At 65.5% G+C, this 26,477-nt stretch carries 19 protein-coding genes and 1 pseudogene; 16 read left to right on the forward strand and 4 right to left on the reverse strand.

Going from position 1 to position 26,477, the window contains the following annotated elements:
- From dnaA to AB7G19_RS00075, 15 genes and pseudogenes are all read left to right on the forward strand, one after another.
- Positions 1 to 1,413, forward strand: a 1,413-nt coding sequence (gene dnaA, locus AB7G19_RS00005) for a chromosomal replication initiator protein DnaA (RefSeq protein ID WP_063980098.1), incomplete at its 5' end; no start/stop codon positions are given.
- 280 nt (positions 1,414 to 1,693) lie between these two features.
- A complete protein-coding gene (dnaN, locus tag AB7G19_RS00010) occupies positions 1,694 to 2,812 on the forward strand; it encodes a DNA polymerase III subunit beta (protein ID WP_014491013.1) in 1,119 nt (372 codons plus the stop codon).
- Positions 2,813 to 2,939: 127 nt separating this feature from the next.
- The gene (locus AB7G19_RS00015; RefSeq protein WP_085405118.1) at positions 2,940 to 3,305 is read left to right on the forward strand and encodes an endonuclease domain-containing protein; all 366 of its coding nucleotides are present in this window, start codon (positions 2,940 to 2,942) and stop codon (positions 3,303 to 3,305) included.
- A 90-nt stretch (positions 3,306 to 3,395) separates the two neighbouring features.
- Positions 3,396 to 4,532: a DNA replication/repair protein RecF gene (recF, locus tag AB7G19_RS00020; protein ID WP_085405075.1), complete on the forward strand. Its 1,137-nt coding sequence runs from the start codon at positions 3,396 to 3,398 to the stop codon at positions 4,530 to 4,532.
- 119 nt (positions 4,533 to 4,651) lie between these two features.
- On the forward strand, positions 4,652 to 5,395 hold the full coding sequence (locus AB7G19_RS00025) for a hypothetical protein (RefSeq protein ID WP_085405117.1): 744 nt from the start codon (positions 4,652 to 4,654) through the stop codon (positions 5,393 to 5,395).
- Between the two features lie 106 nt (positions 5,396 to 5,501).
- On the forward strand, positions 5,502 to 7,670 hold the full coding sequence (locus AB7G19_RS00030) for a hypothetical protein (protein WP_135214082.1): 2,169 nt from the start codon (positions 5,502 to 5,504) through the stop codon (positions 7,668 to 7,670).
- Between the two features lie 143 nt (positions 7,671 to 7,813).
- Complete coding sequence (locus tag AB7G19_RS00035; protein ID WP_441267655.1) at positions 7,814 to 10,354, forward strand: arylsulfatase; 2,541 nt, start codon at positions 7,814 to 7,816, stop codon at positions 10,352 to 10,354.
- 164 nt (positions 10,355 to 10,518) lie between these two features.
- Positions 10,519 to 10,704: pseudogene (locus AB7G19_RS00040) on the forward strand (hypothetical protein); the annotation flags it as partial.
- A 139-nt stretch (positions 10,705 to 10,843) separates the two neighbouring features.
- Entirely contained in the window at positions 10,844 to 11,587 is a 744-nt protein-coding gene (locus tag AB7G19_RS00045) for a hypothetical protein (protein ID WP_135214081.1), read from the forward strand.
- A gap of 282 nt (positions 11,588 to 11,869) precedes the next feature.
- On the forward strand, positions 11,870 to 14,305 hold the full coding sequence (gene gyrB, locus AB7G19_RS00050) for a DNA topoisomerase (ATP-hydrolyzing) subunit B (RefSeq protein ID WP_085405072.1): 2,436 nt from the start codon (positions 11,870 to 11,872) through the stop codon (positions 14,303 to 14,305).
- 241 nt (positions 14,306 to 14,546) lie between these two features.
- Positions 14,547 to 15,014, forward strand: coding sequence for a hypothetical protein (locus tag AB7G19_RS00055; RefSeq protein WP_441267656.1), 468 nt, complete (start codon positions 14,547 to 14,549; stop codon positions 15,012 to 15,014).
- A 248-nt stretch (positions 15,015 to 15,262) separates the two neighbouring features.
- Positions 15,263 to 16,558 carry a UDP-N-acetylglucosamine 1-carboxyvinyltransferase gene (gene murA / locus AB7G19_RS00060; protein ID WP_014491005.1) on the forward strand — a complete coding sequence of 432 codons (1,296 nt, stop codon included), beginning with the start codon at positions 15,263 to 15,265 and terminating at the stop codon, positions 16,556 to 16,558.
- A gap of 223 nt (positions 16,559 to 16,781) precedes the next feature.
- On the forward strand, positions 16,782 to 18,176 hold the full coding sequence (locus AB7G19_RS00065; RefSeq protein WP_085405070.1) for an MATE family efflux transporter: 1,395 nt from the start codon (positions 16,782 to 16,784) through the stop codon (positions 18,174 to 18,176).
- 22 nt (positions 18,177 to 18,198) lie between these two features.
- A complete protein-coding gene (locus AB7G19_RS00070) occupies positions 18,199 to 18,849 on the forward strand; it encodes a 2-hydroxychromene-2-carboxylate isomerase (RefSeq protein WP_441267657.1) in 651 nt (216 codons plus the stop codon).
- A 143-nt stretch (positions 18,850 to 18,992) separates the two neighbouring features.
- A complete protein-coding gene (locus AB7G19_RS00075; protein WP_135214080.1) occupies positions 18,993 to 20,306 on the forward strand; it encodes an SMI1/KNR4 family protein in 1,314 nt (437 codons plus the stop codon).
- Positions 20,307 to 20,312: 6 nt separating this feature from the next.
- Here AB7G19_RS00075 and AB7G19_RS00080 read toward each other — a convergent pair whose 3' ends face one another.
- Positions 20,313 to 21,428, reverse strand: coding sequence for an FUSC family protein (locus AB7G19_RS00080; RefSeq protein ID WP_085405067.1), 1,116 nt, complete (start codon positions 21,426 to 21,428; stop codon positions 20,313 to 20,315).
- A gap of 120 nt (positions 21,429 to 21,548) precedes the next feature.
- Between AB7G19_RS00080 and AB7G19_RS00085 the strand changes: the two genes are divergently transcribed.
- Positions 21,549 to 22,916 (forward strand): MmgE/PrpD family protein, encoded by a 1,368-nt coding sequence (locus AB7G19_RS00085; RefSeq protein WP_085405066.1) that lies wholly within the window; start codon positions 21,549 to 21,551, stop codon positions 22,914 to 22,916.
- Positions 22,917 to 23,116: 200 nt separating this feature from the next.
- On the opposite strand, the gene AB7G19_RS00090 is transcribed toward AB7G19_RS00085, so the two are convergent.
- The 3 genes from AB7G19_RS00090 to AB7G19_RS00100 all read right to left on the reverse strand — a co-directional run bounded on the left by AB7G19_RS00090 (position 23,117) and on the right by AB7G19_RS00100 (position 26,457).
- Positions 23,117 to 24,544: a serine hydrolase domain-containing protein gene (locus AB7G19_RS00090; RefSeq protein WP_085405065.1), complete on the reverse strand. Its 1,428-nt coding sequence runs from the start codon at positions 24,542 to 24,544 to the stop codon at positions 23,117 to 23,119.
- 213 nt (positions 24,545 to 24,757) lie between these two features.
- A complete protein-coding gene (locus AB7G19_RS00095) occupies positions 24,758 to 25,822 on the reverse strand; it encodes a helix-turn-helix domain-containing protein (protein WP_085405115.1) in 1,065 nt (354 codons plus the stop codon).
- A gap of 62 nt (positions 25,823 to 25,884) precedes the next feature.
- Entirely contained in the window at positions 25,885 to 26,457 is a 573-nt protein-coding gene (locus AB7G19_RS00100; RefSeq protein WP_135214078.1) for a GNAT family N-acetyltransferase, read from the reverse strand.
- Between the last annotated feature and the right edge of the window lie 20 nt (positions 26,458 to 26,477).

The following is a 26,477-nucleotide window of genomic DNA, read 5'->3' on the forward strand; positions in this document are numbered from 1 at the left end:
ATGAACACATCGGAACAGGATCGCTGGTCACGCGTGAAGAGCCGGCTGCGCTCGAACGTAGGCGAAGACGTCTATACGAGCTGGTTCGCCCGTATGGATCTGGAAGGCGTGCAGGAGGAGAGCGTGCGGCTCTCGGTGCCGACGCGCTTCCTGAAGAGCTGGATTCAGGCGCATTATGCCGAGCGCGTACTGTCGTGCTGGCAGGCCGAGGCGCCGGAAGTTCATCGCATCGATCTCACCGTTCGCTCCGCGGTGCGCCCGGTCGTGCAGCAGAAGGAGACGCCTGCGCCGGTCGAAACACGCCGCGCGCCCGCGCCGGAACTGCGCTCGACGGCGACTGCGCCGGTCTCCGCAAATCATGACGCGCTCGGCGGCTCGCCGCTCGATCCGCGCCTGACCTTTGCGAGCTTCGTCGTCGGCCGCTCCAACACGCTGGCGCATGCGGCGGCACGTCAGGTCGCCGAAGGGCGTCGCGGCGATCCCGTCATGTTCAACCCGCTCTACATCCATGCGGGCGTTGGGCTGGGCAAGACGCATCTGCTCCAGGCCGTGACCTGGGCCGGCAATTCCGGCAACGAGCGCAAGGTGCTCTATCTCACCGCGGAAAAATTCATGTACGGCTTCGTCGCCGCGCTGAAGACGCAGACGGCGCTCGCCTTCAAGGAAGCGCTGCGCGGCATCGACGTGCTCGTGATCGACGATCTCCAGTTCCTGCAGGGCAAGTCGACCCAGGCCGAGTTCTGTCACACGCTGAACGCGCTGATCGATGCCGGCCGCCAGGTCGTGATCGCGGCCGACCGTCCGCCGTCCGACCTCGAAAGCCTCGACGATCGCGTGCGTTCGCGTCTCGCCGGCGGTCTCGTGGTCGAGATGGGCTCGCTCGGCGAAGAACTGCGGCATGGCATCCTGAAGTCGCGCGTCGCGGCGGCCCGCGCCCATCACGCCACCTTCGACGTGCCGGAGGAGGTGCTGCTCTATCTGGCGCGCACCATCACCCATAACGGCCGCGACCTCGAAGGCGCGATCAACCGGCTTCTCGCGCACTCGAAGCTGAACAACCAGCCGGTGACGCTGGAGATGGCCGAGCGCGAGGTGCGCGATCTGGTCCGGCCGCAGGAGCCGAAGCGGATCAAGATCGAGGACATCCAGCGCGTGGTGGCGCGGCAGTATAATGTCAGCCGTTCCGACCTCCTGTCCTCGCGCCGCACCGCCAACGTGGTCCGTCCGCGCCAGGTGGCGATGTATCTCGCCAAGACGCTGACCCTGCGCTCGCTGCCCGAGATCGGCCGCCGCTTCGGCGGGCGCGACCACACCACGGTGCTGCACGCTGTGCGCAAGATCGAGGCGCTGGTCAACAAGGACACGGCGCTGTCCGAGGAAGTCGAGTCGCTGAAGCGCCAGCTTCAGGAATAAACGCCTAAGGCTCCTGCCATTCTCCCGCCGCCCCGGCCATGCCTGGGCGGCGGTGTTCGTTTGCCGGGACGGCCGCCCTCCTTTTGGGCTGTAAATCGTGGGGAACCACCCCCCAATCCCTTGAAACGGATGGCTTTCCGCGCCACCTTGCGCGACCCTGACGGCTTTGGTCATATCGGCTGGATGATCCGGCTTTTCGGGGTCTTCGATGCCGTGGCGCGCGTCCCGCCGCCCGGCTTTTCCAACGTTGTGTTTCCTTGGGGATCGGGCGAGTAGTGCAATGAAGGTTACGGTCGAACGCGCGCAACTCCTGAAATCGCTGGGTCATGTCCACCGCGTGGTCGAGCGCCGCAACACCATTCCGATCCTCGGCAACGTGCTGGTCCGCGCCGAGAACGCGAAATTGTCGCTGAAGGCGACCGACCTCGACCTCGAGGTGACCGAGACGCTCCCGGCCGAAACCGCGACCGCGGGCTCCACCACCGTGCCGGCGCACATGTTCTACGACATCGTGCGCAAGCTGCCCGATGGCTCGCAGATCGTGCTGGAGGCCGACGGCGACCGCGCCGTGCTGGCGATCCGCGCCGGCCGCTCGCGCTTCACGCTGCAGACCCTGCCGGAGAATGATTTCCCGGATCTGGCCGCCGGCGACATGTCGCATTCGTTCTCGCTCGCCGCCAAGGACGTCAAGCGGCTGATCGACCGCACCCAGTTCGCGATCTCGACCGAAGAGACGCGCTATTACCTCAACGGCATCTATCTGCACGCCGCGGGCACGGCCACGGCCGCCACCCTGCGCGGCGTTGCCACCGACGGCCACCGGCTCGCCCAGCTCGACCTGGTCCAGCCCAAGGGCGCCGACGGCATGCCCGGCGTGATCGTGCCTCGGAAAACCGTCGGCGAGGTGCAGCGCCTGATCGAGGACAACGAGGCCGAAGTCACGATCGAGCTGTCGCAGGCCAAGATCCGCTTCACCATCGGCAATGTGGTGCTGACCTCGAAGCTGATCGACGGCACCTTCCCCGACTATGGCCGCGTGATCCCGCAGGGCAACGACAAGGAACTCGTCGTCGACAAGAAGGATTTCGAGAACGCGGTCGACCGCGTCTCCACCATCTCCAGCGAGCGCGGCCGGGCCGTGAAGCTCTCGCTGTCGCCGGGCAAGCTGGTGCTATCGGTCACCAACCCGGATTCCGGCAGCGCGACCGAAGAGCTCGAAGTCGAATACGCCTCCGACGCCCTCGATATCGGCTTCAACTCCCGCTACCTCCTCGACATCGCCGCCCAGATCGAAGGCGACGTCGCCACGCTGAAGCTCGCCGACCCCGGCTCGCCGACGCTGGTGCAGGACAAGGACGACAAGAGCGCGCTGTATGTGCTGATGCCGATGCGGGTGTGAGGGACGTGTTCCCTCGCCAGCGCACACTGCCTTTAGAACCAAGCGCGATGCACGTTACTGCGCCCTCTCCCCTTGTGGGAGAGGGCTGCACCGGTGTTTGACGCAAACTCACTTGGGTGAGGGGTTGGTGCCACGAGACCCGTCCCATCGACCGACCTCCCCGCCTCTCCGCCAATTTGCACGGAAGATGCGGCACGAGCCGACTGACGCCGAAATGGCAATGTGGCGCTTGCTGAGGGATCGTCGGCTCTCCACATTCAAGTTTCGCCGACAGGAGCCGTTCAAGAACTACATTCTCGACTTTGTCTGTTTCGAGAAAAGACTCGTGATCGAGATTGACGGAAGCCAACATGCAGAATCGGAAAGCGACGCAGCTCGTGACGCGGCCTTGTCCGCCAAAGGTTTCGCCATAGCGCGCTACTGGAACAATGACGTGCTACAGCAACCCGCTTCTGTGTTGGAAGACATCCTTGCAAAGCTTGCCGGGCGGTAAGATACCCCTCACCCGTCGCCTCACTTCGTGAGGCGCCACCCTCCCCCACAAGGGGGGAGGGAAGGCACTGCCCGGCAATGACAGAGTGATATGACCCCCTCCCGCATTCAACGCCTGACGCTGACGCATTTTCGCAATTACCGGGCGGCGGGGCTCGAGACGGCGGCTGACATGGTGGCGCTGGTCGGGCCGAACGGGGCCGGCAAGACCAATTGTATCGAGGCGATCTCGTTCCTGTCGCCGGGCCGCGGCTTGCGGCGCGCCACGCTGGAAGATGTCGCCGACAACCAGGGCGACGGCTCCTGGGCGGTGTCGGCGCAGGTCGAGGGCGCGCTGGGGCTCGCCACGCTCGGCACCGGCATCGACGCGCCGCGCGCGGACGCCACAGTCAGCCGGCGCTGCCGCATCGACCGCGAGCCGGTCAATTCGGCCACCGCCTTCGGCGACCATATCCGCATGGTGTGGCTGACGCCGGCGATGGACGGGCTGTTCATGGGCGCGGCCTCCGAGCGGCGGCGCTTCTTCGACCGCCTGGTGCTGGCGATCGACAGCGAGCATTCCAGCCGCATCTCCGCGCTCGAACGCTCCCTGCGGTCGCGCAACCGCCTGCTCGAGACGCGCAATTACGACGACCATTGGTGTGACGCAATCGAGCGCGAGACCGCGGAGCTTGCGGTCGCGGTCGCCGCAACGCGCGGCCAGACTGCGGCGCGTTTGACGGGCATGCTCAACGCCCGCGCGCAGGAATCCGCCTTTCCGTCCGCGCAAATCGCGCTGGACGGCTGGATGGAGAACGCGCTGCTCAACGAGACCGCGACGTCGGTCGAGGACCGCTACCGCCAAATCCTGCGCGACAACCGCCCGCGCGACGCCATCGCCGGCCGCACCACCGACGGTCCGCACCTCACCGATCTCCAGGTGATCTATGCGCCGAAGAGCATGCCGGCGCGCGATGCCTCGACCGGCGAGCAGAAGGCGCTGCTGATTGGCCTCGTGCTGGCGCATGCGAGCCTGGTCGCCGAGATGACCGGCATCGTGCCGCTGCTGCTGCTCGACGAGGTCGTCGCGCATCTCGATCCGAACCGGCGCGCGGCGCTGTTCGAGGAGCTGCGCAAGCTCGGCGCGCAGGTGTGGCTGACCGGTGCCGACCCCGCCGCCTTCGCCGACATTGGCGCAGGCGGCGATGTCTTTGACGTCGAGAGCGGACGTGTCTCCGCCCGGCGCTAGACCGCGCCGTTGAACCCGGCCGTTTGCAATCGCGACTAGCCTTTGAGGCCGCGGCGATGCCTGTCACGGCCTTCGCCAGCGCGCAAATGACATCACGCGCGAAAACCCTGGAGAATGAGATGCGGACGGTAAGGACCGGGGCGCGGGTCCCGGCTCAATGGCTGGCGTTTGCGTGCGGCCTCCTCTTGCTCGCGGTCTGCATGCTCGCAGCAAGCGCCAGCGCCTGGGTGCCGCATCTGTCGCCGCTGTTCGCATCGGCGCTCACGCCGGACCCCGCTGCCAAGCTGCCCGCTCCGACCCGTTACAGCTACCGAGGAACGCACACCACCGTCGTCAAGGGCGTTGAAACGCCGCTCCGCACAAGGCTGGAGGCCACCGTGCCCGCCGAGCTCGGCGACGTCCTCGCCTTCTACCGCACCGAGCTCAGCAAGCTCGGCTGGCAGGAGCAGCGCGATGGCGCGGTGGTCTCCGCCGATCACGTCAAGCTCGCCTTCGCCTCCCCGCTCGGACCTGGCATGCTGGCGCTCGACCGCAAAGACGCCAGCACCGCCGTCAATCTCGTGCAGAAGAACGCATCTGTCGCGGCCAATGCGAACGTGATGCCCGAGCCCGGCCAGGCGAAGCTGGTGTTCTCCAATATCAGCGAAACGGAAGCCACGCTCACGATCAACGACCGGACCATCAAGCACGCTGCCGGCGCCTACGCGGTTTCGCTGGATCTGCAGCCCGGCCAATATTCCTACGAGGTGAGCGTGCCGGGCCATCCAGCCACGACGAACATCCTCAACTTCGCCGCCGGCGATACCTGGGAGCTTACGGTCGGGCGCGACGGAGAGGCATGGTCGCCGCTCCTGCTGTATTGAACCTCCCGGGTTTCTGCCGCGACTTCTCGTCTGAGGCCGCGTCGACGGTGTCGCAGCCTGCAAATGCGCGCGCCTGAGCCTTGCGCGATATCCAGGAGACGTGACGATGTCGATGATCCCGCGCGGGACGCAAGTCCCGGCACGATGGCAGCTGCTTGCCTGCGGCCTTGTCCTGATGGCGAGCTGCTCGATCGCGGCCGCTGCCGACGGAGGCATTGTCGACGTCCATGCGCTGCCGCAGCTCGAGGGCGCCGTGGAAGACACCTCGCGCCCCGATCCCTACCGCGTCGAATACCGCATGCCGACGCCGGAAGCCGTGACGTCGCCGGCGGTGAAGAAACTCCTGAGCGCCGACGGCTGGGTGCCCTATGTGAGGCCGCTGGAGGAGAAGAGCACCACGCTGAACTTCAAGAAGGGACGGCAGGGCCTTTCGGTTCACTTCACGCAGGCCCTCGGCCGGCCCGATCAATCCGTGGTCTACTACACGACCGACCGGATCTACGGGAACGTGCCGTTTCCGGACGGCGCGAGCGACATCATGTTCGATGGGACCCGGCCCTATCTCGGCTGCATCGCGCCGAGCGCGCTCGATGCGACGTCGGATTTCTACGCCAGCCAGATGGCTGCGATCGGCTGGCAGAAGCTCACGCCGGAAACCGCCGCGCGCTGGACGACCAGCCTCGATGAAACCGTTCCCAACGGCCTGCGCGCCTTCTACGCGCACCCCGACAGCAAGGACACCGGCTTCTACCAGCAGAAGCCGGTCATGCTGACACTGACGCGCCGCGACGACGGCCGCACCAATGTCGATATCCGCGTCGCGCCCTTCGCCCTGCCCAGCGAGCTCAAGGCCGATAGCGATCTGGCCGGGCTGCCGCGGCCGAATCCGACCAAGACGGCCAGGGGCCTCGGCAGCGCAAGCTCCAACAAGCGCGAGATGTCGGCCGCCGCGATGGCCGAGCTGCCCGCCGTGCTCGCCTTCTATCATCGCGAGCTCGCCGCGCGCGGCTGGCAGGAAGATGGCAGCGCGCCGCTCGCGCCCGGCGACGAAGTCGCAATCAAAGTCTCCAACGCCGAGGAGACCGGCGTGCTGCGGCTTGGCCGCAAATATGATTTCACCATGATCAGCCTGAACGTGCAGGTGAAAGAATCCGCGCTGGCCGCCCGCGCCAAGGCGAAGAAAGAAGCCGATGAGAAATTTCTTGGTGACGCGCTCGGTGCGGCCAAGCAACTCATCGCCGCCGACGAGGCGCGGCGCAAGGTGCAGGCCGCCGGACTCTCCGATGCGCCGCTCAATGCGCTCGCCAACAGCAAGACACCGGTGCCGCTGCCCGAGACCGCCGAAGGCGTGACGTTCGAAGGCGGCGACGGCCGGCTCGAATTCTCTTCCACGTCGAGCGTGAAGGCGCTCGGCAGCTTCTACCGCGCATCGCTGAAGAACGCGGGCTGGAAAGAGCAGCCCTCCGTCATCAACCAGCCCAACATGGCGGTGATGGAATTCTCCAAGGCCGGCAAATCGATCTCGATGACCGTGATGCAGATGGGCCCGAAGGTGAATGTCAGCGCCACCGGATCCGGCCTCATGGTGGCTGCGGCGAAGCCGGTTGAGGCCAAATCGGCAGAAGCAAAGCCGATCCAAGCCAAATCGACCGAGCCGCTGAAGCCCGATCCCGATTCCGCCCTGCCGGTGCCGACGCAGCGCAGCTCGAGCGGGATCAGCTCGACGAAATTCCCCGGCAGCGACCAGTCTTTCCGCAAGGAGCTCGAAGCCAGCATTCCGGCTGAGCTCTCAGATGTCCTCGCCTTCTATCGCGCAGAGCTCACCAAGCGCGGCTGGCAGGAAAAGACTGACGGCGCGACTGTTACCGCCGAGCGGGCGGAGCTGGCGTTCGCCTCGCCGGAGGGTCCGGCCATGCTGAAGCTCGGCCGCGCCAGGGAGGAGACAACGGTCAGCCTGGTGCAGCGGAATCCGCAGGCCGCGGCCAAGGCCGACATCATGCCCAAGGCGGGCCAGGCCAGGCTGATGCTCGGCAATATCGGGCCGAAGGAGGCGTCGCTGACGATCAACAAGCAGACCATCAAGATCGCGGCCGGCGCCGGCGGCCCGCAATCGCCGAAAGGCCCGATGCTCGACCTCCCGCCCGGCAAGTACCAGTACGCGCTGCGTATGCCCGGTCAGCCCGCCCGCACCGACACCCTCACCGTTGCCGCCGGCGATGCCTGGGGCCTCCTGGTGGGACCAAGCGGCGACGTGCTTCCGCTGCAAATGTATTGAGGTGCGACGAAGCAGGTGCGCCCACGCACAGCCGGCGTTTCGGACCCGTGGGCGGAAAGTTGATCTAGATCAACAGAGCGTTGCGGCATCGCGTCCCGAATAGGCGTCAACAGGGTTCTGACGTCTCCAAGAGGGAGCTTCCAATGACGCGTACCCGTCACGTTGACGATAGCTCAAAGCCAGAAAGCCGCTTACTAAACCACCGCAACTTGCTGCTTTGCGGCACCGCACTGACCGTCGCTTTTTGGCTGTGTGCTCTGGAGACGACCTGCCTCGCGCAGCAAACCACCGGCACGCCGGGTTCGCCGAGCGCCACGACAACCATCGATGGCAAGCAGCTTCCGCCTGAACCTCCGAAGTTCGAAGGCGTGATCAAGGAAGATGCCACGGACTCCAAGCCATACTGGCCACCGTCCGTTGTGCCGCCCAAAGGCGCGCCGAACGTGCTGCTGATCATGACCGACGACCAGGGTTATGGCGTGACCGGCACCTTCGGTGGGGTGGTCCCGACCCCGAACATGGATCGCATCGCCAAGGCGGGCCTGCGTTACACGCAGTTTCACTCGACAGCGCTCTGCTCGCCGACGCGGGCAGCGCTGATCACCGGCCGCAACCACCACTCGGTGGGGTTTGGCGTGATCGGTGAAATGTCCACCGGCTTTCCCGGCTACGATTCCGTCATCGGCCCCGACAGTGCAACGGTCGGGACTATCCTTCGGGACAATGGATTTGCCACCTCATGGTTCGGCAAGAACCACAACACCCCGACCTATCTGTACAGCTCGGCCGGGCCGTTCGACCAATGGCCAATCGGCATGGGATTTCAGTATTTTTATGGGTTCATGGGCGGCGAGACCGACCAGTGGACGCCTTACCTTTTCCGCAACACGAGCCAGGTTTTTCCATGGGTCGGCAAGACCGGCTACAACCTCATCACCGACATGGCGGATGACGCCATCAACTACATGAACGGACTGAACGCGGCGGCGCCCGAGAAGCCGTTCTTCGTCTACTACGTGCCCGGCGGCACCCATTCGCCACATCAGCCGAAGAAGGAATGGAGCGAGAAGTTCAAGGGCAAGTTCGACATGGGTTGGGAGAAGCTGCGCGAGCAGATCTTCGCCAACCAGAAGCGGCTCGGGGTGATCCCGGCGAACACCCAGCTCACTCCCTGGCCGGATACGCTGCCGAAATGGGACTCGCTCTCGTTCATCCAGAAGAAATTGTACGCGCGCGAAGCCGAGGTGTTTGCCGGCTATGCGGCGTATACCGACTACGAAATCGGCCGCGTCATCCAGGCGGTCGAGGACATGGGCAAACTCGACAACACGCTGATCATCTACATCAGCGGCGACAATGGCACCAGCGCCGAAGGAACCCTCGAGGGCACGCCGAACCAGATGACCGCCTACAACGGCATTCTGAAACTGCCCGAAACCGAGCTGATGCTCCATTACGAGGATTGGGGCTCCGACAAGACCTACCCGCATATGTCGGTGGCGTGGTCGTGGGCCTTCGATACCCCGTTCAAATGGACCAAGCAGGTGGCATCGCACTTCGGCGGCACCCGGCAAGGCATGGCCATCTCATGGCCCGGCCACATCAAGGACGTCGGCGGCATCCGCAGCCAATTCCATCACATGATCGACATCGTGCCGACGATTCTTGAAGCCACCGGCATTCAGGCTCCCGACACCGTCAATGGCATCAAGCAAAGGCCCATCGAGGGCGTCAGCATGGCCTATACGTTCGACCAGGCCAACGCCAATGCACCGTCAAAGCGCGACACGCAATATTTCGAGATGTTCGCCAACCGCGGCATCTATCACGATGGTTGGTATGCATGTACGACGCCGCCTGCCCCTCCCTGGCTTCTGGGCACCGCCAAGCTGCCGGGGATCAATGAATACAAGTGGGAGCTTTACAACATCGCCGAGGATTACTCGCAGGCCAATGACCTCGCAGCCAAGAATCCCGACAAGCTCAAGGAGTTGCAAGCGTTGTTCCTGTCGGAGGCGGGGAAATACCAGGTCTTTCCGCTGGACAACTCGGTCCTGCCCCGCATTGTGACACCGCGCCCAAGCGCGACCGCCGGACGAACCGTTTTCACATATTCTGGTGAGAACGCTGGCATCCCTGACGCTAACGCTCCGAGCCTTCTCAATAAGGATTACACGATCACGGCCGAGGTTACCGTTCCTAAGGGCGGCGCGGAAGGAATGATCGCCACTCTAGGCGGTCGCTTTGGCGGATACGCCCTCTACCTGCTCAAAGGCAAGCCGGTCTTCGTCTATAACCTGCTCGATCTAGAACGGTACCGCTGGGAAGGTGGCATTGGCGGTCGCGACTTGTTTACCGATGCGCTCAAGCCGGGCAAGCACACCATTGTATTCGACTTCAAGTACAACGGACCCGGTCCGGGCAAGGGTGGCACCGGTGTACTGACGGCCGATGGCAAGCTGGTGGCCGCAAAGACGATCCCGCACACGATTCCGTTTCTTATGGCCATCGACGAAACGTTTGACATCGGCAGCGACACCCGCACGACGGTGGACGACAGCTATAAGCTGCCCTTCCGCTTCACCGGCAAGATCGACAAGCTGACCTTCAAGCTTGGCGCGACGCAGATGACGGAGGATGAGCAAAAGGTCATTCGACACGCGCTCGAAAGAGCGAGGGACTGAGCGCGACAAGTCGTGGCGATTCATGTCGGCCCCAACGCCACGACTCATCCTTCTTCGCTAAGAAATCGTTCGGCGGGATCCGCTTCGAAAGCCTGCGCGAAATATCATCGCGTATAGAAGGGAGTGCCGGCAGTGGATTCTTCCTTTGGCGCGCTGGATGCGTTGCCGGCGCCGGCGGCCCGCAATCGCCGAAAGGCCCGATGCTCGGCCTGCCGCCCGGCAAGTACCAGTACGCGCTGCGCCTGCCCGGGCAGCCCACTCGCAACGAGACCCTGACCGTAGCCGCCGGCGACGCCTGGGGCCTCCTCGTGGGGCCAAGCGACGACGTGCTGCCGCTTCAGATGTATTGATCCCGCCGCCTGTGCCTGTAACGGCTAGGTTGAACCTGTCCAGTTGGTGGGGCGACTAGTCGTCCGGAGGCGGCGGCGACTGTGTCGCAGCCGCTGCATCGCGCGAAGACTACAACGCGCGACATCCCTGGAGAGTGGCATGACGACGGTGAGGCGCAGAACGAAGGTCCCGGCACGATGGCGGCTGTTCGCGTGCGGCCTCGCTCTTCTCGCGGGCGGCCTGGTCGCCGCAGGCGCCGGCGGATGGCTGCCGCACCCGTCACCGCAAACTTCGGCCGCACTCACACCGGCGGATCCAGACGCCGAGATGCCGGTGCCGAAGCAACACAACTTCTCCAGCTCCAACACCACCCATATGACCGGCATCGAAATCCCGCTGCGGGTCGGACTCGAAGCCCATGTGCAGGCCGAGCTCGGCGATGTGCTCGCCTTCTACCGCGCGGAGCTCGCAAAGCGCGGCTGGGAGGAAAAGCCGGATGGAGCTGTGGTTGCCACCGATCATGTGCAGCTCGCCTTCGCCTCCCCCAAGGGGCCAGCCACCCTGAAGCTTGGCCGCGCGCAGGACGAGACCATTGTCAGCCTGGTGCAGCGGAATACGGAGGCCGCGGCGAAGGCCAATTTCCTGCCGATAGCAGGACAAGCGCGGCTGATATTCGGCTATCTCGCGCCGGACACGGCTTCGCTCACGATCAACGATCAGACCATCAAGATCGCGGGCGGCGTCAATCACCCACAAACGCTGGATCTGCCGCCCGGCAAATATTCCTACAAGCTGGTCGTGTCGGGCTATCCGGTGCGCACCGATACCATCACCGTGGCCTCAGGCGAGGCCTGGTCCCTCAGCTTGGGCGACGACGACAAGAAGCCGGATCAGATCTACTGAACCCAGTGACCTGTTCAGAGGCGCCAAGGCGCCTGGGAACGCGCTTCTCCGCCCCGCAAAATCCACGCCTTCAATAGCTAAAAAAAGGACCTCGAATCGCCCTTTTCGCAAGCCCCAGAATCGGCCTCCAGGAGCCTTGAAAACCGGCAAAAAATCCCTATTTCGTCAAAGGGTTGCCGGAAGATACTTTGCGCTAGGCGCAAGCGGTCTTTCATGGCACAAATAGCCTGCAAATCAGCGCCTTTTGCGCGGCTGATTCGGGCGACATCTCGAAGGCCTCTCATGACAGAACCTGCTCGGCAGACGCCTGCCGAAAACGAGCCCTCAAATCCGAGCGATTACGGGGCGGAATCGATCCGCGTGCTCAAGGGTCTCGACGCCGTCCGCAAGCGCCCGGGCATGTATATCGGCGACACCGACGACGGCTCGGGCCTGCACCACATGGTCTACGAGGTCGTCGACAACGCGATCGACGAGGCGCTGGCGGGCCATGCCACGCGCGTCGACGTCGTGCTCAATGCCGACAATTCCGTCACGGTGCGCGACGACGGCCGCGGCATTCCCGTCGACATCCACAAGGGTGAAGGCATCTCCGCGGCCGAGGTCATCATGACCCAGCTCCATGCCGGCGGAAAGTTCGACCAGAATTCCTACAAGGTCTCCGGCGGCCTGCACGGCGTCGGCGTCTCCGTCGTCAACGCGCTGTCGAGCAAGCTCGGCTTGCGCATCTGGCGCGACAACAAGGAGCACTACATCGAGTTCGCCCATGGCGATGCAGTCGCACCGCTGGTGGTGGTCGGCGACGCGCCGGGCAAGCGCGGCACCGAGGTGACGTTCCAGGCCTCAACGGAAACCTTCAAGAACATCGAATATGATTTTGCGACGCTGGAGCACCGGCTGCGCGAGCTCGCCTTCCTCAATTCCGGCGTCAACATCGCCCTCTCCGACATGCGCCATGCGGTCGAGAAGCGCGAGGAGATGCACTATTCCGGCGGCGTCGAGGAGTTCGTCAAATATCTCGACCGCAACAAGAAGGCGATCGTGCCGGCGCCGATCATGGTGCGCGCGGAAGCCAACGGCATCGGCGTCGAGGCCGCACTGTGGTGGAACGACAGCTACCACGAGAACGTGCTGTGCTTCACCAACAACATCCCGCAGCGTGACGGCGGCACCCATCTGGCCGGTTTCCGCGGCGCGCTGACGCGCCAGGTCAACGGCTATGCCGAGGCCAACGCCAAAAAGGAAAAGATCGCGCTGACCGGCGACGACTGCCGTGAAGGCCTCACCGCCGTTCTCTCGGTGAAGGTGCCCGATCCGAAATTCTCGTCGCAGACCAAGGACAAGCTGGTGTCCTCGGAAGTGCGTCCCGTGGTCGAGAACGTCCTCAACGAGGCGCTCCAGGCCTGGTTCGAGGAGCACCCGTCCGAGGCCAAGATGATCGTCGGCAAGGTGATCCAGGCCGCCGCGGCGCGTGAAGCCGCACGAAAGGCGCGCGAGCTGACGCGCAAGAGCCCGCTCTCGGTCTCCTCGCTGCCCGGCAAGCTCGCCGACTGCCAGGAAAAGGACCCGGCGAAGTCCGAACTCTTCATCGTCGAGGGCGACTCGGCAGGCGGCAGCGCCAAGCAGGGCCGCAACCGCGAATTCCAGGCGGTGCTGCCGCTGCGCGGCAAGATCCTCAACGTCGAGCGCGTCCGCCCCGACAAGATGCTGGGAAGCGAGCAGATCGGCACGCTGATCACCGCGCTCGGCACCGGCATCAGCGACGAGTTCTCGATCGATAAGCTGCGCTATCACAAGATCATCGTGATGACGGACGCCGACGTCGACGGCGCCCACATCCGCACGCTGCTGCTGACCTTCTTCTACCGTCAGATGCGCGACATCATCGACGGCGGTTACCTCTATATCGCCCAGCCGCCGCTCTATAAGGTCAGCCGCGGCAAGTCCGAGCAATATCTGAAGGACGAGCGGGCGCTCGAGGATTATCTGATCGACACAGGCCTCGACGACTGCGTCTTCATTCCCGGCGTCGGCGGTGATCGCACCGGCCGCGACTTGCGTTCGCTGGTCGACGACGCCCGCACCGTCCGCAGCGTCCTGCGCAATCTGCACAGCCGCTACAATCGCAAGGTGATCGAGCAGGCCGCCATCACCGGCGTGCTCAACAAGGCGATCTACGGCGATCCCGAGAAAGCCGCCGCAGCGGCACAATACATCGCGGGACGGCTGGACAACCAGGCCGAGGAGGTCGAGCGCGGCTGGGTCGGCCAGTACGTGGAAGGCCAGGGCTTCCAGTTCGAGCGCACCGTGCGCGGCGTCAAGGAAGCCGCCGTCATCGACGCCGCCTTCCTGGGCTCGGTCGAAGCCCGCAAGCTCGACGAATACACCGTGAAGCTCCAGGACGTTTATGCCCGCCCTGGCAAGCTGCGGCGCAAGGACATCGAGCACATGGTCTACGGCCCGGTCGACCTGTTCGAAGCGGTCACCGACGCCGGCCGCAAGGGCATCACGCTGCAGCGCTACAAAGGTCTGGGCGAGATGAACCCGGAGCAGCTCTGGGAAACGACGCTGGACATCGATGCGCGCTCGCTGCTGCAGGTGAAGGTCAAGGAGGTCGACGAGGCCGACGACATCTTCACCAAGCTGATGGGCGACGTGGTCGAGCCGCGCCGCGACTTCATCCAGGAACACTCGCTGAGCGCGACGATCGATATCTGAGGCGCGTGGCTTCCGCAGCGTCATGGCCGGGCTTGTCCCGGCCATCCACGCCTTGCTCCGCGGAACAAGGAACGTGGATGCCCGGGCCTTCGCCTCGCCGAAGCGGCTTCGGCCGCGCAGGCGGGACAAGCCCGGGCATGACGGTTAGGCCGATCCCAGCATCGCTGAACCTCACCCCCCACCATCGCGACGAAACGGCATGAACCCGTAAGGCCAATTCCGGCCGGGAAAACGCCATGCCATGACCGCCTCCGCGTCGACCAGTTCCGCCCTCCCCTCCCGCCGTCTCGGCATCATCGGCAGCATTGTCGGTGTGCTGGCGCTGATGGCGGCGGTGCTGCCGCACTGGGTGGTGCCGATGATCTTCCCGCCGCCCCCGGCGGACCAGGTCATCGTCGACACCGGCCATCGCATCAAGGACCGCGTGATCGCGCGCGTGAAGGGCGTGGAGTATCAGGCGCCGAAGGTCGAGAAATCGGCTGGACGGAGCTGGAGCGAAACCGCTTCGGCCACCGCGATCTCGCTCGGCCTGCTCGCCATCCTGCTCTCGGTCCTCGCGCTGATCTTTCGGGAGGAGCGGCTCCTTGCCGCCGTGGCCGCCATCCTCGGCACCGGCGCCATCGAGATCGAGATTTCCTTCGTCATGATCGGCGCGCTGATCCTGATCGCGATCCTCTATGTGGTCGCGAATATCATCGGGCTGTTTTGATGAGCGGCCTGCCGCGCCACAAGCTCCGGACCTCATCCTGAGGAGCCCGCGATAGCGGGCGTCTCGAAGGATGGCTGCGGGCGCGAGCCGGGCCTCTATGGTTCGAGACGCGCGTTCCGCGCTCCTCACCATGAGGGTCTCAGACCTTCCTCGGGGCCACCAACTGCGGCCGCCGCAATTGCTCCCGCGCTCAAATCTCTGTAGTTTCCGCCCGAAACAGCCCCACCCAACAGGACAGCGAGAACCCCGTGGCGCCCATCCAGTACATTGTCGAGGGCGGTCACCGGCTCTCGGGCTCGATCGAGCCGTCCGGCAACAAGAATTCGGCGCTGCCGATCATCGCAGCCGCCCTGCTCACCGAGCATCCGGTGACGCTGGAGAACGTGCCGCGGATCCGTGACACCGAGACGCTGGTCGAGCTGATCCGCTCGGTCGGCGCGGCGGCGGAATGGACCGCCCGCAACACGCTGCATATCCACGCCAAGAGCATCCGTGCCGCCGACCTCGACCCCGAGCTGTGCGTGCGCATCCGCGCCTCGATCCTGCTCGCGGGCCCCCTGCTCGCCCGCTGCGGCGAAGTGATGCTGCCGCCGCCCGGCGGCGACGTCATCGGCCGCCGCCGTCTGGACACCCATGTGCTCGCGCTCGAACAACTGGGCGCCAAGGTCACCGCCACCGACCGGCTCGAATTCCGCGCGGCAAAGCTCGCCGGTGCCGACGTGTTTCTGGACGAGCCGAGCGTCACCGCAACCGAGAACGCGCTGGTCGCGGCGGTCGCCGCCGACGGCGTCACCCATTTGCGCAACGCAGCCTCCGAGCCGCATGTGCAGGACCTCGCCAATTTCCTGGTCGCGCTCGGCGCGCGAATCGAGGGCATCGGCACCAACACCATGATCGTGCATGGACCGGCGACGCTGGGCGCCACGACCTACCGGATCCAGCCCGATCATATCGAGGTCGGCTCGCTGATCGGGCTTGCGGCCGTCACGCGCTCCCCGCTTCGCATCGTGCGCGCCGGCGTCGAGCATCTGCGTTCGATCCGCATGGGGTTCGAGCGGCTCGGCATCGTCTGCCGCATCGAGGGCGACGATCTCATCGTGCCCTCGAACCAGACGCTGAAGATCCAGGACGATTTCGGCGGCCACGTGCCGAAGCTGGAAGACCAGCCCTGGCCGGCCTTCCCGGCTGATCTGATGTCGATCGCGATCGTCACCGCCACGCAATGCGACGGCGTGATCCTGATGTTCGAGAAGATGTTCGAATCACGGATGTTCTTCGTCGACAAGCTGATCGCCATGGGCGCGCGAATTGTTCTTTGTGACCCTCATCGTGCCATCATCGCCGGCCCCAGCCGCCTGCGCGGCGCATCGATGATCTCGCCCGACATCCGCGCCGGCATGGCGATGCTGCTCGCCGCGGTCTGCGCCGAGGGCACCTCCACGATCAACAACGCCGACCAGATCGAGCGCGGCTACGAGCGCATCGACGAACGCCTGAACGCGCTCGGCGCGAAGATCAGGCGCGTGCCTGAAAGGAAGGGCTGAGGGCTCCTCTTCCCTTCTCCCCTTGTGGGAGAAGGTGGCGCGAAGCGCCGGATGAGGGGTATGTCTCCGCGAATCCACTCTGATTTGAATTCGCGGAGACATACCCCTCACCCGTCTCGCCGCTGCGCGGCGAGCCACCCTCTCCCACAAGGGGAGAGGGTGAAGAAGCATCTCGCACTCGGGGGCCATGTTTTCGACGTGCGGCTGTGCTATTGCAACCGCCATGCTCGACACCGTCCAGCCTCGTCCGCAGCCGCAAGCCGGCGTGCCGCAAAACCATCTCGCCGAAGAGTTCGTCGAGACGCTGCGGCTGGCCGTGCCGATGATGCTGACGCAGCTCGGGCAGATCGCGATGATCACGACCGATCTCGCGCTGATCGGGCGGCTTGGCGAGGATGCGGTCGCAGCCGCCGCGCTGGCGCACACGGTCTATTTCGTCAGCTTCACCTTCGGGCTCGGATTGATGGCCGCGGTGTCGCCGCTGGCCGCGCAGGCGTTCGGTGCCGGCGACGTCAAGCGCATCCGCCGCTCGCTGCGCGCCGGCCTGTGGATCGCACTCCTGATCTCGCTGCCGATGATGGCCTCGCCGCTCTATGGCGAGCGCATCCTGCTGGCGCTCGGACAGGCGCCGCAATCGGCCGCGCTCGCGCAGCGCTATCTGAACGGGCTGGCCTGGGGCATCGCGCCGGCGCTCGGCTTCATCGCGTTGCGCAGCATGATGAGCGCGGTGAACCGGCCGCAGCCGCCGCTGTGGATCACCGTTGCAGCGATCCCCGCCAACGCGGCGCTGGTCTATTGCCTGATCCACGGCCTGTTCGGCCTGCCGGAGCTCGGCCTGTTCGGCGCGGGGCTTGCGACCACGCTCGTCAATCTCGGCACCTTCCTCGCCGTGCTTGCCATCGCCGCATGGCGAAAGCCGTTCGCGGACTACCGCCCGCTCGCTCATCTGTGGCGGATCGACTGGCCCCTGATGCGACAGCTCATCGCGGTCGGCGCGCCGATCTCGTTTTCCCTGCTGCTGGAATACGGCCTGTTCTCGTCCGCCGCGCTGCTGATGGGATTGATCTCGACCACGGCGCTTGCCGCGCACCAGATCGCGCTCCAGGTCACGGCCGTGCTGTTCATGGTCCCGCTTGGCATCGGCATGGCGGCGACGGTCCGTGTCGGCCATGCTTTCGGCCGCGACGACCCGGCCGCGGTGAGGCGCGCGGGCCTCGTCGCGGCGGTGCTTGGCGTAGCGTTGGTCTCGGCCCTGACCGTTGCCATCATCCTCGGCCGCTACGAGCTCGGACGGCTGTTCTTCGGGAGCAGCGAGGCCAGCGCGGCCACCGTCGAGCTGACGGCGACCCTGCTGCTGGTCGGCGCGACCTTCTTCATCGCCGACGGCCTCCAGACCATCATGGCCGGCGCGCTGCGCGGCATCAACGATACAAGGATGACGTTGCTGTTCGCGGCGATCGGCTATTGGTGCGTCGCCTTTCCCATCGCCTGGGTGCTGGCCTTCAATGTCGGGCTCGGCGCGGTCGGCGTCTGGATCGGGTTCTCGACCGGCACGTTCGTCTATGCCGGCCTCCTGATCTTGCGCTTCCGCATGCTGACGCGCAGACTGGCGGGATGATCGGGATCATGGAGCCGGTGCGATGACCCTGTCCGTGGACCTCTTCTACTCCTACCGCAGTCCCTTCAGCTATCTGGCACTGCCGAAGACGCTCAAGCTCGTCGAACAGTACGATCTCACGGTGAATTTGCGGCCGGTCTATCCGCTCGCCGTCCGCGTGCCCGGCTTCTTCAAGAAGGCCAGCCCGAACTTCATTCGCTATGTGGTGCTCGACAGCACGCGCGTGGCGCAGCACGAGGGCATCCCGTTCCGCTTTCCGAGACCCGATCCGATCGTGCAGGACAAGACGACATTCGATGTTGCGGCCGAGCAGCCCTACATCCACCGCCTGACCCGGCTGGGCGCGATGGCGCAGCTCGAAGGCCGCTCGCTCGCATTCACCGATGCGATCGCGCGCGTGCTGTGGGACGGCTCGGTGGCGGGCTGGAACGAAGGCGATCACCTCGCGCGCGCCGCTGAGGCGGCCGGCTTCGATCTCGCCGCGATGGATGAAGCGATCAGCGCAGACCCCGATCGCTACGAGCGGGTGATCGCCGAGAACGAGAAGGACCATGCCGCCTCCGGCCATTGGGGCGTGCCGACCTTCGTGTTCGAGAACGAGCCGTTCTTCGGCCAGGACCGCATCGATCTGCTGGTCTGGCGCATGGTGGATAAGGGCCTGAAAAGGCGCTGATCGTTGTTTTGGACGCGTTTTCTTCACGCGAACCGCTATCCACTTCGCTCGAAAACGCTCTTGCCGGCCGGCATGAACCGGTTTCCCTGAATCTGCGACTGAGACGTGGCGCCCCGATCCCGGCGGCGCGTTCGGAGGGTCGCATGTATCTGGCAAAGTTCTTCCACCGCGCGCCCGGCGATGACGATCGCGAATTGATGCTGGTCCCGGGCAGCGATCCCATGGTGATCGGCGTTCACATGAACTGGAAGGGTGATCCCGACGCGAACGAATTTCTGCGCAAGGAATTTCCCGGCATCGCCGACACGGCCGCGGCTTTCCGCCGTCATGTCGCCAAGCTGGTCGCGGCCGGCTATGTCGAGACGGATCATACCAACTACACGCTGCGCGACCTCGGGTCCGATCCGCAAGCCAAGCCGGACTGGCAGAAGGGGCTCGATGAGCTGATGATCCTGGCGCTCAGCGCGCCGATGGCCGAGCAGGCCGCGCAGCTCGACGCGCTCAAGGGCACGCCGGCCGAACATGAGCCGTTGTATCTCTGGCACGCCGCTCGCCGCGGCAAGGTCGCCGGTGAAGATCTCGCACAGGCGGTGCGCTTTGCCGAACAGGCGCGCGATACGCTCGTTGCGCGGCGCGCTGCCGGGCAGCCGCATTATGCGTGGTCGCTCAACGAGAACGATCTCGAAGGACGCATCCTGGAATTACTGAGCGATACCTATCTTCAGGCCGACAATCCCGAGGCATCACTGAAGACGATCGAGCATCTTTGCAAGACCGCCCCGAACCACACGCGCATCCTCAAGCGCGCCGAGCTGCTCTGCGGCTATTTTCCCGAGCGGCGCGAAGAGGCCTTCGACGACGCCTTTCAATGGTCGCGGTTCGGCGGCTATGAGGACATCATGGCGTTTCCGGGCTATGAGGACTACGAGGCCCAGCGCAAGGCGGGAACATCAAGCAAAGGCTGGCGCTGGAAACCCGGTACGCCGGCGAGCGAAGCGGACGTGAGCAAAGCGGAGCAGGCGCTCGGCGTCCGGCTCCCCGATGACTATCGCAAGTTCCTGCTGACGCGCGGTGAGACCGAATTGATGGTGCGGCTGCCTGAATCATCGTCCGAGCTTCGCTTCTATGCGCCTGATGAACTCGCCACGCAGCTTCGCAATGTCCTGGACTTCATTGCCCATTCCGAGGACGAGCTCGAAGAGGCCTGCGCCTATTTCCGTCAGGAATACGGCGTCTCGCTGAAACATCTGGTGCCGGTTGCCGAGCCGTCGCAGCTCAGCCGCTGCCTGCTGCTCCATGTCGAGCCCGGCGAACGCTATGGCCAGTGCTTTCAGTGGGACCATGACGGCGCGTGGGAGCTGGAGCAGCAGCAGCCGGGTTTTGACGTCGCGCTGAAGACGCTGACCGATGGCATCGAGCGGCGCGACGCAACGCAACTCGCGTTCTTCGATCTGTAACGCGACTCATTCCGCCACGCGCGCGGACTTGTCGGTCGAGGCTTCCGACCATTCGCCGACGACGCGATCGAGGTCGCAGAGGTTCTGGTGCATCTGCTCCAGCGAGAAGCCGATCGCGAAGAAGCGCTCGGCGGTGTCGCCGGGCTGGCCTCGGATCAGGCCGTCATGACGGACGGCGGCAACGGCCTCGGCATAATGCTGGAGCGCGACGTGGACGGGATGGATCGCCGGCGCGCCGACACCCTCGCGCAAGGCAGCAGCGGCGGAGCGAAGGAATCGCGCGATCACGGTCGAGACTTCCGTCAGCGGGGCTGCAAGCCGCATCTGCACCTCGGCCGGCAGCGGCACCACCGTGGCACGGCCGATCATCACGACGTCATGGCGCAGCCGCAGCACGGTACGCAGCAGCGGGCCGGTGTCGGGCCCGCTCGACAGTCGCGCGGAGCGCTCACGCTCGGCTTCGGCTCCGATGGCATTCATGCCCACCATTGCCGTGCCGATGCCGTCCTGGATCCGGTGCAGCGCGTCGTTGTCGCGGCCGCGCGTGAGCCCCGCGAGCAGTTCGGTGAAGGCATCCGCGATCAGCTCAAGCAGCGTGGCCGCGCTGGCGCGGATCTGCCGCACGGCGCGCGACGGTAGCACCAGGAATGAGACCAGCAGGCCCGTGATGGCGCCGACCCCGACCTCGCTGACGCGGTCGATCGCCGACGCCATGGGATCGGAATGATGCATGGTCGGAACCAGCAGCACGATGATCGCCGTCACCGTGGCGGCGTTGAGGCTTGGGTTGATCGCAGCCACGAAGGCGAGCGGCGCGACCGCCAGCACCAGCAGCCCCAACAGGCCCGCCTCGGTCGAATAAGGGATCAGGATCGCGATGGCGCCGCCATAGATGGCGCCGCCGATGGTGCCGAGCACGTAGTCGCGCGTCGCCTTCAACGAGCGGCCGACGCTCATCTGGGTCACGATCAGCGAGGTCAGCACGGCCCAGAGCGGCAATAGCAGATGCAGCGCGGTGGCGATCGCATAGGCCGCCACCGCGGCCACCGTGACCCGGATCGCCAATCCGAGTTGCGTCCGCCGCGACCTGATCCGGTCGAACAGCTGTTTTGCAAATGCCATCGTCAGAAGTCCCGATCCTTTTTGGAGCCTGCCAAAAGCATAGCTGGTGCTCGCGGCCCCAAGGCCGCTTGAAAGGCCAAATCAGCCCGCCTAACTTGCGCGCCAAAACGAGGAAACACGATGGCTCACGAAACCGCAACGCTCGCCGCCTACGTCGTCAATCTGAAATACCAGGATATTCCGGCGGAGGTGCTCGATCGCGCCAAGGTGCTGACGCTGGACTTCCTCGGCAGCGCCATCCGGGCCCGCAGCGAGGCGGAATCCACCCCCTCGATCCTGAAGATGCTGGAAGCGCTCGCGCTCGACACCAAGGGTGAGTCCACCGTGTTCGGCGACAGCAAGACCTGGACGCCGGCGGTCGCCGCCCTCCTCAACGGCGCGCTCGGCCATTCCCTCGACTTCGACGACACCCACGCCGATTCCTCGCTGCATCCGAGCGCGCCGGTGGTTCCGGCCGCCTTCGCCGTCGGCGAGATGGTCGGCGCCTCGGGCCGCGACGTGCTGACCGCGATCGTGGCGGGCTATGAGGTCTGCTGCCGGCTCGGCAACGCGCTCGACCCGACCTCGCATTATGCGCGCGGCTTCCATCCGACCGCGACCGCCGGCACCTATGGCGCGGCGGCCGCCGCCGGCAAATTGTTCGGCCTGTCCGAGGCGCAGATCGTCGCCGCGTTCGGCGTCTCCGGCAGCCAGGCCGCGGGCTCGCTGCAATTCCTGGTCAACGGCGCCTGGAACAAGCGCTACCAGGTCGGCGCCGCCGCGATGAATGGCGTGATCGCCGCGACGCTGGCGCGCAACGATTTCGTCGGCGCGACGGAATCGGTCGAGGGCAAGCACGGCCTGCTCGCCGGCTACACCGATGATGCGCATCCCGACAAGGCGGTGGCCGAGCTCGGCAAGACCTATGAGACCATGAAGATCGGCGTCAAACCATATCCGAGCTGTCGCTACACCCATGCGGCGATCGACGCGCTGATCGCGATGCGGCGCGAGCACAATCTGACGCCCGATCAGGTCAAGCGCGTCGAGATCGGTTTGCATCGGAACGGCATCACCTTGACCGGCGATGCCGCGACCAAGCGGCATCCCACCTCGATCGTCGGCGGCCAGTTCTCGATGTTCTTCACCGGCGCGCTCGCGCTCGACCAGGGCTCGTTCGGCTGGGATGATTACAACCGCCTGGGCGACGCCGCCATCGACGCGCTCGCCGACAAGTTCGACGTGGTGCAGGACGACCGGCTCGAGGTCGGCCGCACCCATCCGTTCGGTGCGCGCGTCAGCATCACCACGGACGATGGCGTGCATGAGCGGCTCTATGCTGATCCCTCGGGCGAGCCGAATTCGTTCCCCGATGCGCAGGCGATGCAGCAGAAGTTTCTGACGCTGGCACGCCCGGTGCTGAACGCGCGCGCGGAGAAGTTTGCCGACGCGATCATGACGCTGGAGCGGTTCGACCGCGTGGCGAAGGCCACGGAGCTCGGGAGGTAGGAGATTCCCTCCGCGCAGACGGTGCACCCTCGCCCCTTGTGGGAGAGGGTGGATGCGCGAAGCGCAGCCGGGTGAGGGGTTCTCTCCGCGCGCGACTCTCTAGCGGTCTAATTCGCGGATAGAGACCCCTCATCCGGCGCTTCGCGCCACCTTCTCCCACAAGGGGAGAAGGAAGAAGAGACCGCGCTCCGCTGCTGTCATCAATCCACCCCCGCCATTTTCCCCTTCTCGCGCGTGGCTGCCACGACATCCCGCACCAGATCGAACACGCCGTCCGCTTCCGGCGGCCAGTTCGGCGAGCGTCCCAGCCGCACGATCACCAGACGCTCCGACGGGATCACGATCGTGTACTGCCCGATCGTGCCCTTGGCGAAGAAGGCATCGCGCGGCCAGCCGTGCTCCACGCGGAAATTCGCGCCGAAACTGTCGCCCTGGTTGGTCCAGAAGCCGGCGCCGATGCCGACCCAGGCATTCGGCGTGGCTGACGCCGCGTAATTCACCCAGCCCTCGGGGAGGATACGCTTGCCGCCGGCGACGCCGTCATTGAGATAGAGCTGACCGAAGCGCGTCCAGTCGCGCGCGGAGGCCAGCATCTCGCTCGATCCCTCGATCGTGCCGGCGCCGTCGAGCTGGAGCGTGACATGGCGCATGCCGAGCGGCGCGAACAATTCACGGCGCGCGAAGCGCAGCGCGTCCGCGGGGGTGCCGCCGGCGGCGTTGCGGATCAGGTGCGCGAGCATGATGGTGTTGCCGTCGTGATAATTCCACACCGTGCCCGGCGCGGTCGCAAGCGGCATGCTCGCAGCATAGGCGGCCATGTCGTCCTCGATGAATTTCATGCGATTGACCGGTTCGAAGGCGGAGCCGAGCGAAGCCTGCAGCGAGCTGCCGAGCGCGAGGCCCGCGGTGTGCCGAAGCAGCTGGTCGACGGTGATGGCGTGGCGGGGATCGTCCGGATTTGTCCACGCGGCAACCGGCGCGGGCTCGTCGAGCTTGAGCTTGCCCTGGCGCACGAGAATGCCTGTTAGCGCCGAGATCACCGACTTCGTCATGGAGAAGCCGAGCAGCGGCGTCTCCGGCCCGACACCATCCGCATAGCGCTCGGCGATGACGCGGCCCGACTTCATGACGACGATGGCGCGGGTGCGGCGGGCGGGCGGCTGCGCCGGTTCGGTGAAGGCGCGATCGAGTGCGGCCGATAGCCCCTCGCTTTGCGGCGGCACGATCGAAGGTCCCGCGATCTCGGGGAGCAATGCGGGCTGCTTGTCCTCCGCCGGCGGCGCGACGTCGGCGATATCAGCGCCGTGCTCCAGCGTACAGCCCAGCCCCTCGCGATAGACGGCATGGCTGCGGCCGAGGCCGAACAGCGTCACGGTGACGTCCTTGCGCGCCCGGTCGATCCGGTAGTCCATCGCCCAGGTGATCAGTCCCGAGCCGGGCATCGCGTCGGTGGTCTCGATGAAGGTGCGCTGCGGATCGAGGCCGGAGACAAATGTCTCGGCGCAGAGGATGTCGGCGAGGAAGCCGGTGGCGACCTGCGGCGCGTTGCGCGCGCGAGCCGCGCCGAATGCGAGGCCGATACAGGCGACGGTGGTGGTGAAGAGGATGATCTTGCGGCGGCGGGTCACGGGCTTTCTCCGGCTTCGGGGAACGTGCCGGGCAGGAAGCCGGAGTGAGCGGAGGAGTGCTCGCCGGATTTGGAAAATGGACTGGCTGAAACTGAACCGGGCTGGTCGATTATGAAAATAGCCAGTTATTTCAAATTCTTACTTTCGAGGAAACTGCCACCCTGTCGGCGGCGTGCTCCCTCGCCCCGCAAGCGGGGAGAGGCGAAGAGCCCGTTACGCCGCACTCACCTTCAGCCGCCGGTATTCCGTCGGCGTCACGCCCGTGACCGCCTTGAAGGCCCGGTTGAAGGGACCGAGCGACTGGAAGCCGGCGTCCATCGCGATGGTGATGACGGGGACCTCGGCCTGCGCGGGATCGGCGAGCGCGGCCTTGGCTTCCTCGATCCGGTGGTTGTTCAGGAACACATTGAAATTGCGGTAGCCGAGCCGCTGGTTGATCAGCCGGCGCAGCCGGTATTCGGGAATTTTCAGCCGGCCCGCCAGCACGCCAATGGTGATGTTCTCCTGGCGATAGATCCGCTCGTCCGCCATCAGCCGCATCAGGGCATCGATCAGCTTCTGGTCGGCGGCTTCATCGGTGGCTGTGGGATGGCTCAGAATGACCGCTGGCGTGATGCCCGCCGTCGACGGAAACAGGTCCGCGCCATCGACACGCATCATCGCGGTGGCGATGGCCGCGACGACGCAGGCCAGCACGCCGGCATTGATGGTGTTGGCGGCATCGCCGACGTCGCTGCCGGCGACGGCAATCTGGAGCAGCGCGTTCAGCCCGCCATAGAGCGCGGCAGCGCAGACGATGAAGACGCGGGCACGCCGCCGGCGCTCGACCAGGTCGGCCGGCCACGAGGCGATCGTCTGCCCCACCGCGAGCGCGATGAAGCCGAGCACGATCAGGTTCACCACGGTGACGGAGAACCGCACATGGCCGCCCGGCGCGATCCAGACGCACCCGGCGAAGCTGAACGCTGTCACCAGAGCCCAAATCAACCCATGCCACCAGCGCAAGCGAAAATCGTCGTCGAACAGCGCGCGCGTGAACAGCCAGAACACCACGATATTGCCGGTCGACAGTGCGATCAGCGGCGCATGCCAGGCCGGCACCAGCGACGTCACGCCCACCGAATAGCTCACCGCATGTGCGGCCGAGCCGAGCGCGAAGGCTGCGCCGAGGCGAGCCGCCAGCACGTTGCGGAAGTCCGAGAACAACGATGCCGCCAACACCAACAGCAGCGCCACGGCGCCGGCGCGAAAGGCAAGTTCGAGATGGGCAAGCAGCATCCGGTCGACCCGATCGCGCACGCACGCGCGTGACGCGAACCTAGTTCAGATCAGAGACCGATTCAATTTCGCCGGGTCCACGCGGCGCGCGACGTGATCCAGGCGTCGGCCGGCTTGCCGAACAGATCGATCTCGCGCTCCTTCCGGGCTCCCAGGCTGCGCGCCACGCCCTGCGACGGCATATTCGTGCTCTCGATACAGTGCATGATCTCGTCGATCTCAAAGCTGTCGAACACCCAGTCGATCGATGCGCTGGCCGCTTCCACCGCATAACCTTTGCCGCGGAATTCCCTGGCGATGCCCCAACCGACCTCGAAGCCGGGCCAGCCCGGCGGGCACCACGGACCAACCCGCCCGATGTAGCTGCCGCTCGATTTCTCCTCGACAGCAAACATGCCGAAGCCGTGGAGCGCCCAGTGCCCGGAGATCACGGCCGCGTTACGCCAGCCGGCAATCTCGGTCGTGACCGGCTTGCCGTCGGCGGCGATGAAGCGGGCGGTGCCGGGATCGGACAGCATCGCGGCGTTCGGTGCAATATCGCTCGCTCGCCATGGCCGCAGGATCAAATGTTCCGTCTCGATTCTGGGGCCCGTGACCTCGAGCAGCCTGGCGCCTGGCTTGAGCGGTGGGATCATCGGTCTTCTCCCGTTCCCGA

This window comes from Bradyrhizobium sp. 215_C5_N1_1 (genome assembly GCF_052075935.1).
Taxonomy (GTDB): domain Bacteria; phylum Pseudomonadota; class Alphaproteobacteria; order Rhizobiales; family Xanthobacteraceae; genus Bradyrhizobium; species Bradyrhizobium barranii.

Excerpts from the sequence above, each read along its gene's own strand:
- dnaN (WP_014491013.1), top strand. The coding sequence starts at position 1,694 with ATGAAGGTTACGGTCGAACGCGCGCAACTCCTGAAATCGCTGGGTCAT.
- recF (WP_085405075.1), top strand. The coding sequence starts at position 3,396 with ATGACCCCCTCCCGCATTCAACGCCTGACGCTGACGCATTTTCGCAAT.
- AB7G19_RS00025 (WP_085405117.1), top strand. The coding sequence starts at position 4,652 with ATGCGGACGGTAAGGACCGGGGCGCGGGTCCCGGCTCAATGGCTGGCG.
- AB7G19_RS00030 (WP_135214082.1), top strand. The coding sequence starts at position 5,502 with ATGTCGATGATCCCGCGCGGGACGCAAGTCCCGGCACGATGGCAGCTG.
- AB7G19_RS00035 (WP_441267655.1), top strand. The coding sequence starts at position 7,814 with ATGACGCGTACCCGTCACGTTGACGATAGCTCAAAGCCAGAAAGCCGC.
- AB7G19_RS00045 (WP_135214081.1), top strand. The coding sequence starts at position 10,844 with ATGACGACGGTGAGGCGCAGAACGAAGGTCCCGGCACGATGGCGGCTG.
- gyrB (WP_085405072.1), top strand. The coding sequence starts at position 11,870 with ATGACAGAACCTGCTCGGCAGACGCCTGCCGAAAACGAGCCCTCAAAT.
- AB7G19_RS00055 (WP_441267656.1), top strand. The coding sequence starts at position 14,547 with ATGACCGCCTCCGCGTCGACCAGTTCCGCCCTCCCCTCCCGCCGTCTC.
- AB7G19_RS00065 (WP_085405070.1), top strand. The coding sequence starts at position 16,782 with ATGCTCGACACCGTCCAGCCTCGTCCGCAGCCGCAAGCCGGCGTGCCG.
- AB7G19_RS00070 (WP_441267657.1), top strand. The coding sequence starts at position 18,199 with ATGACCCTGTCCGTGGACCTCTTCTACTCCTACCGCAGTCCCTTCAGC.
- AB7G19_RS00075 (WP_135214080.1), top strand. The coding sequence starts at position 18,993 with ATGTATCTGGCAAAGTTCTTCCACCGCGCGCCCGGCGATGACGATCGC.
- AB7G19_RS00080 (WP_085405067.1), bottom strand. The coding sequence starts at position 21,428 with ATGGCATTTGCAAAACAGCTGTTCGACCGGATCAGGTCGCGGCGGACG.
- AB7G19_RS00085 (WP_085405066.1), top strand. The coding sequence starts at position 21,549 with ATGGCTCACGAAACCGCAACGCTCGCCGCCTACGTCGTCAATCTGAAA.
- AB7G19_RS00095 (WP_085405115.1), bottom strand. The coding sequence starts at position 25,822 with ATGCTGCTTGCCCATCTCGAACTTGCCTTTCGCGCCGGCGCCGTGGCG.
- AB7G19_RS00100 (WP_135214078.1), bottom strand. The coding sequence starts at position 26,457 with ATGATCCCACCGCTCAAGCCAGGCGCCAGGCTGCTCGAGGTCACGGGC.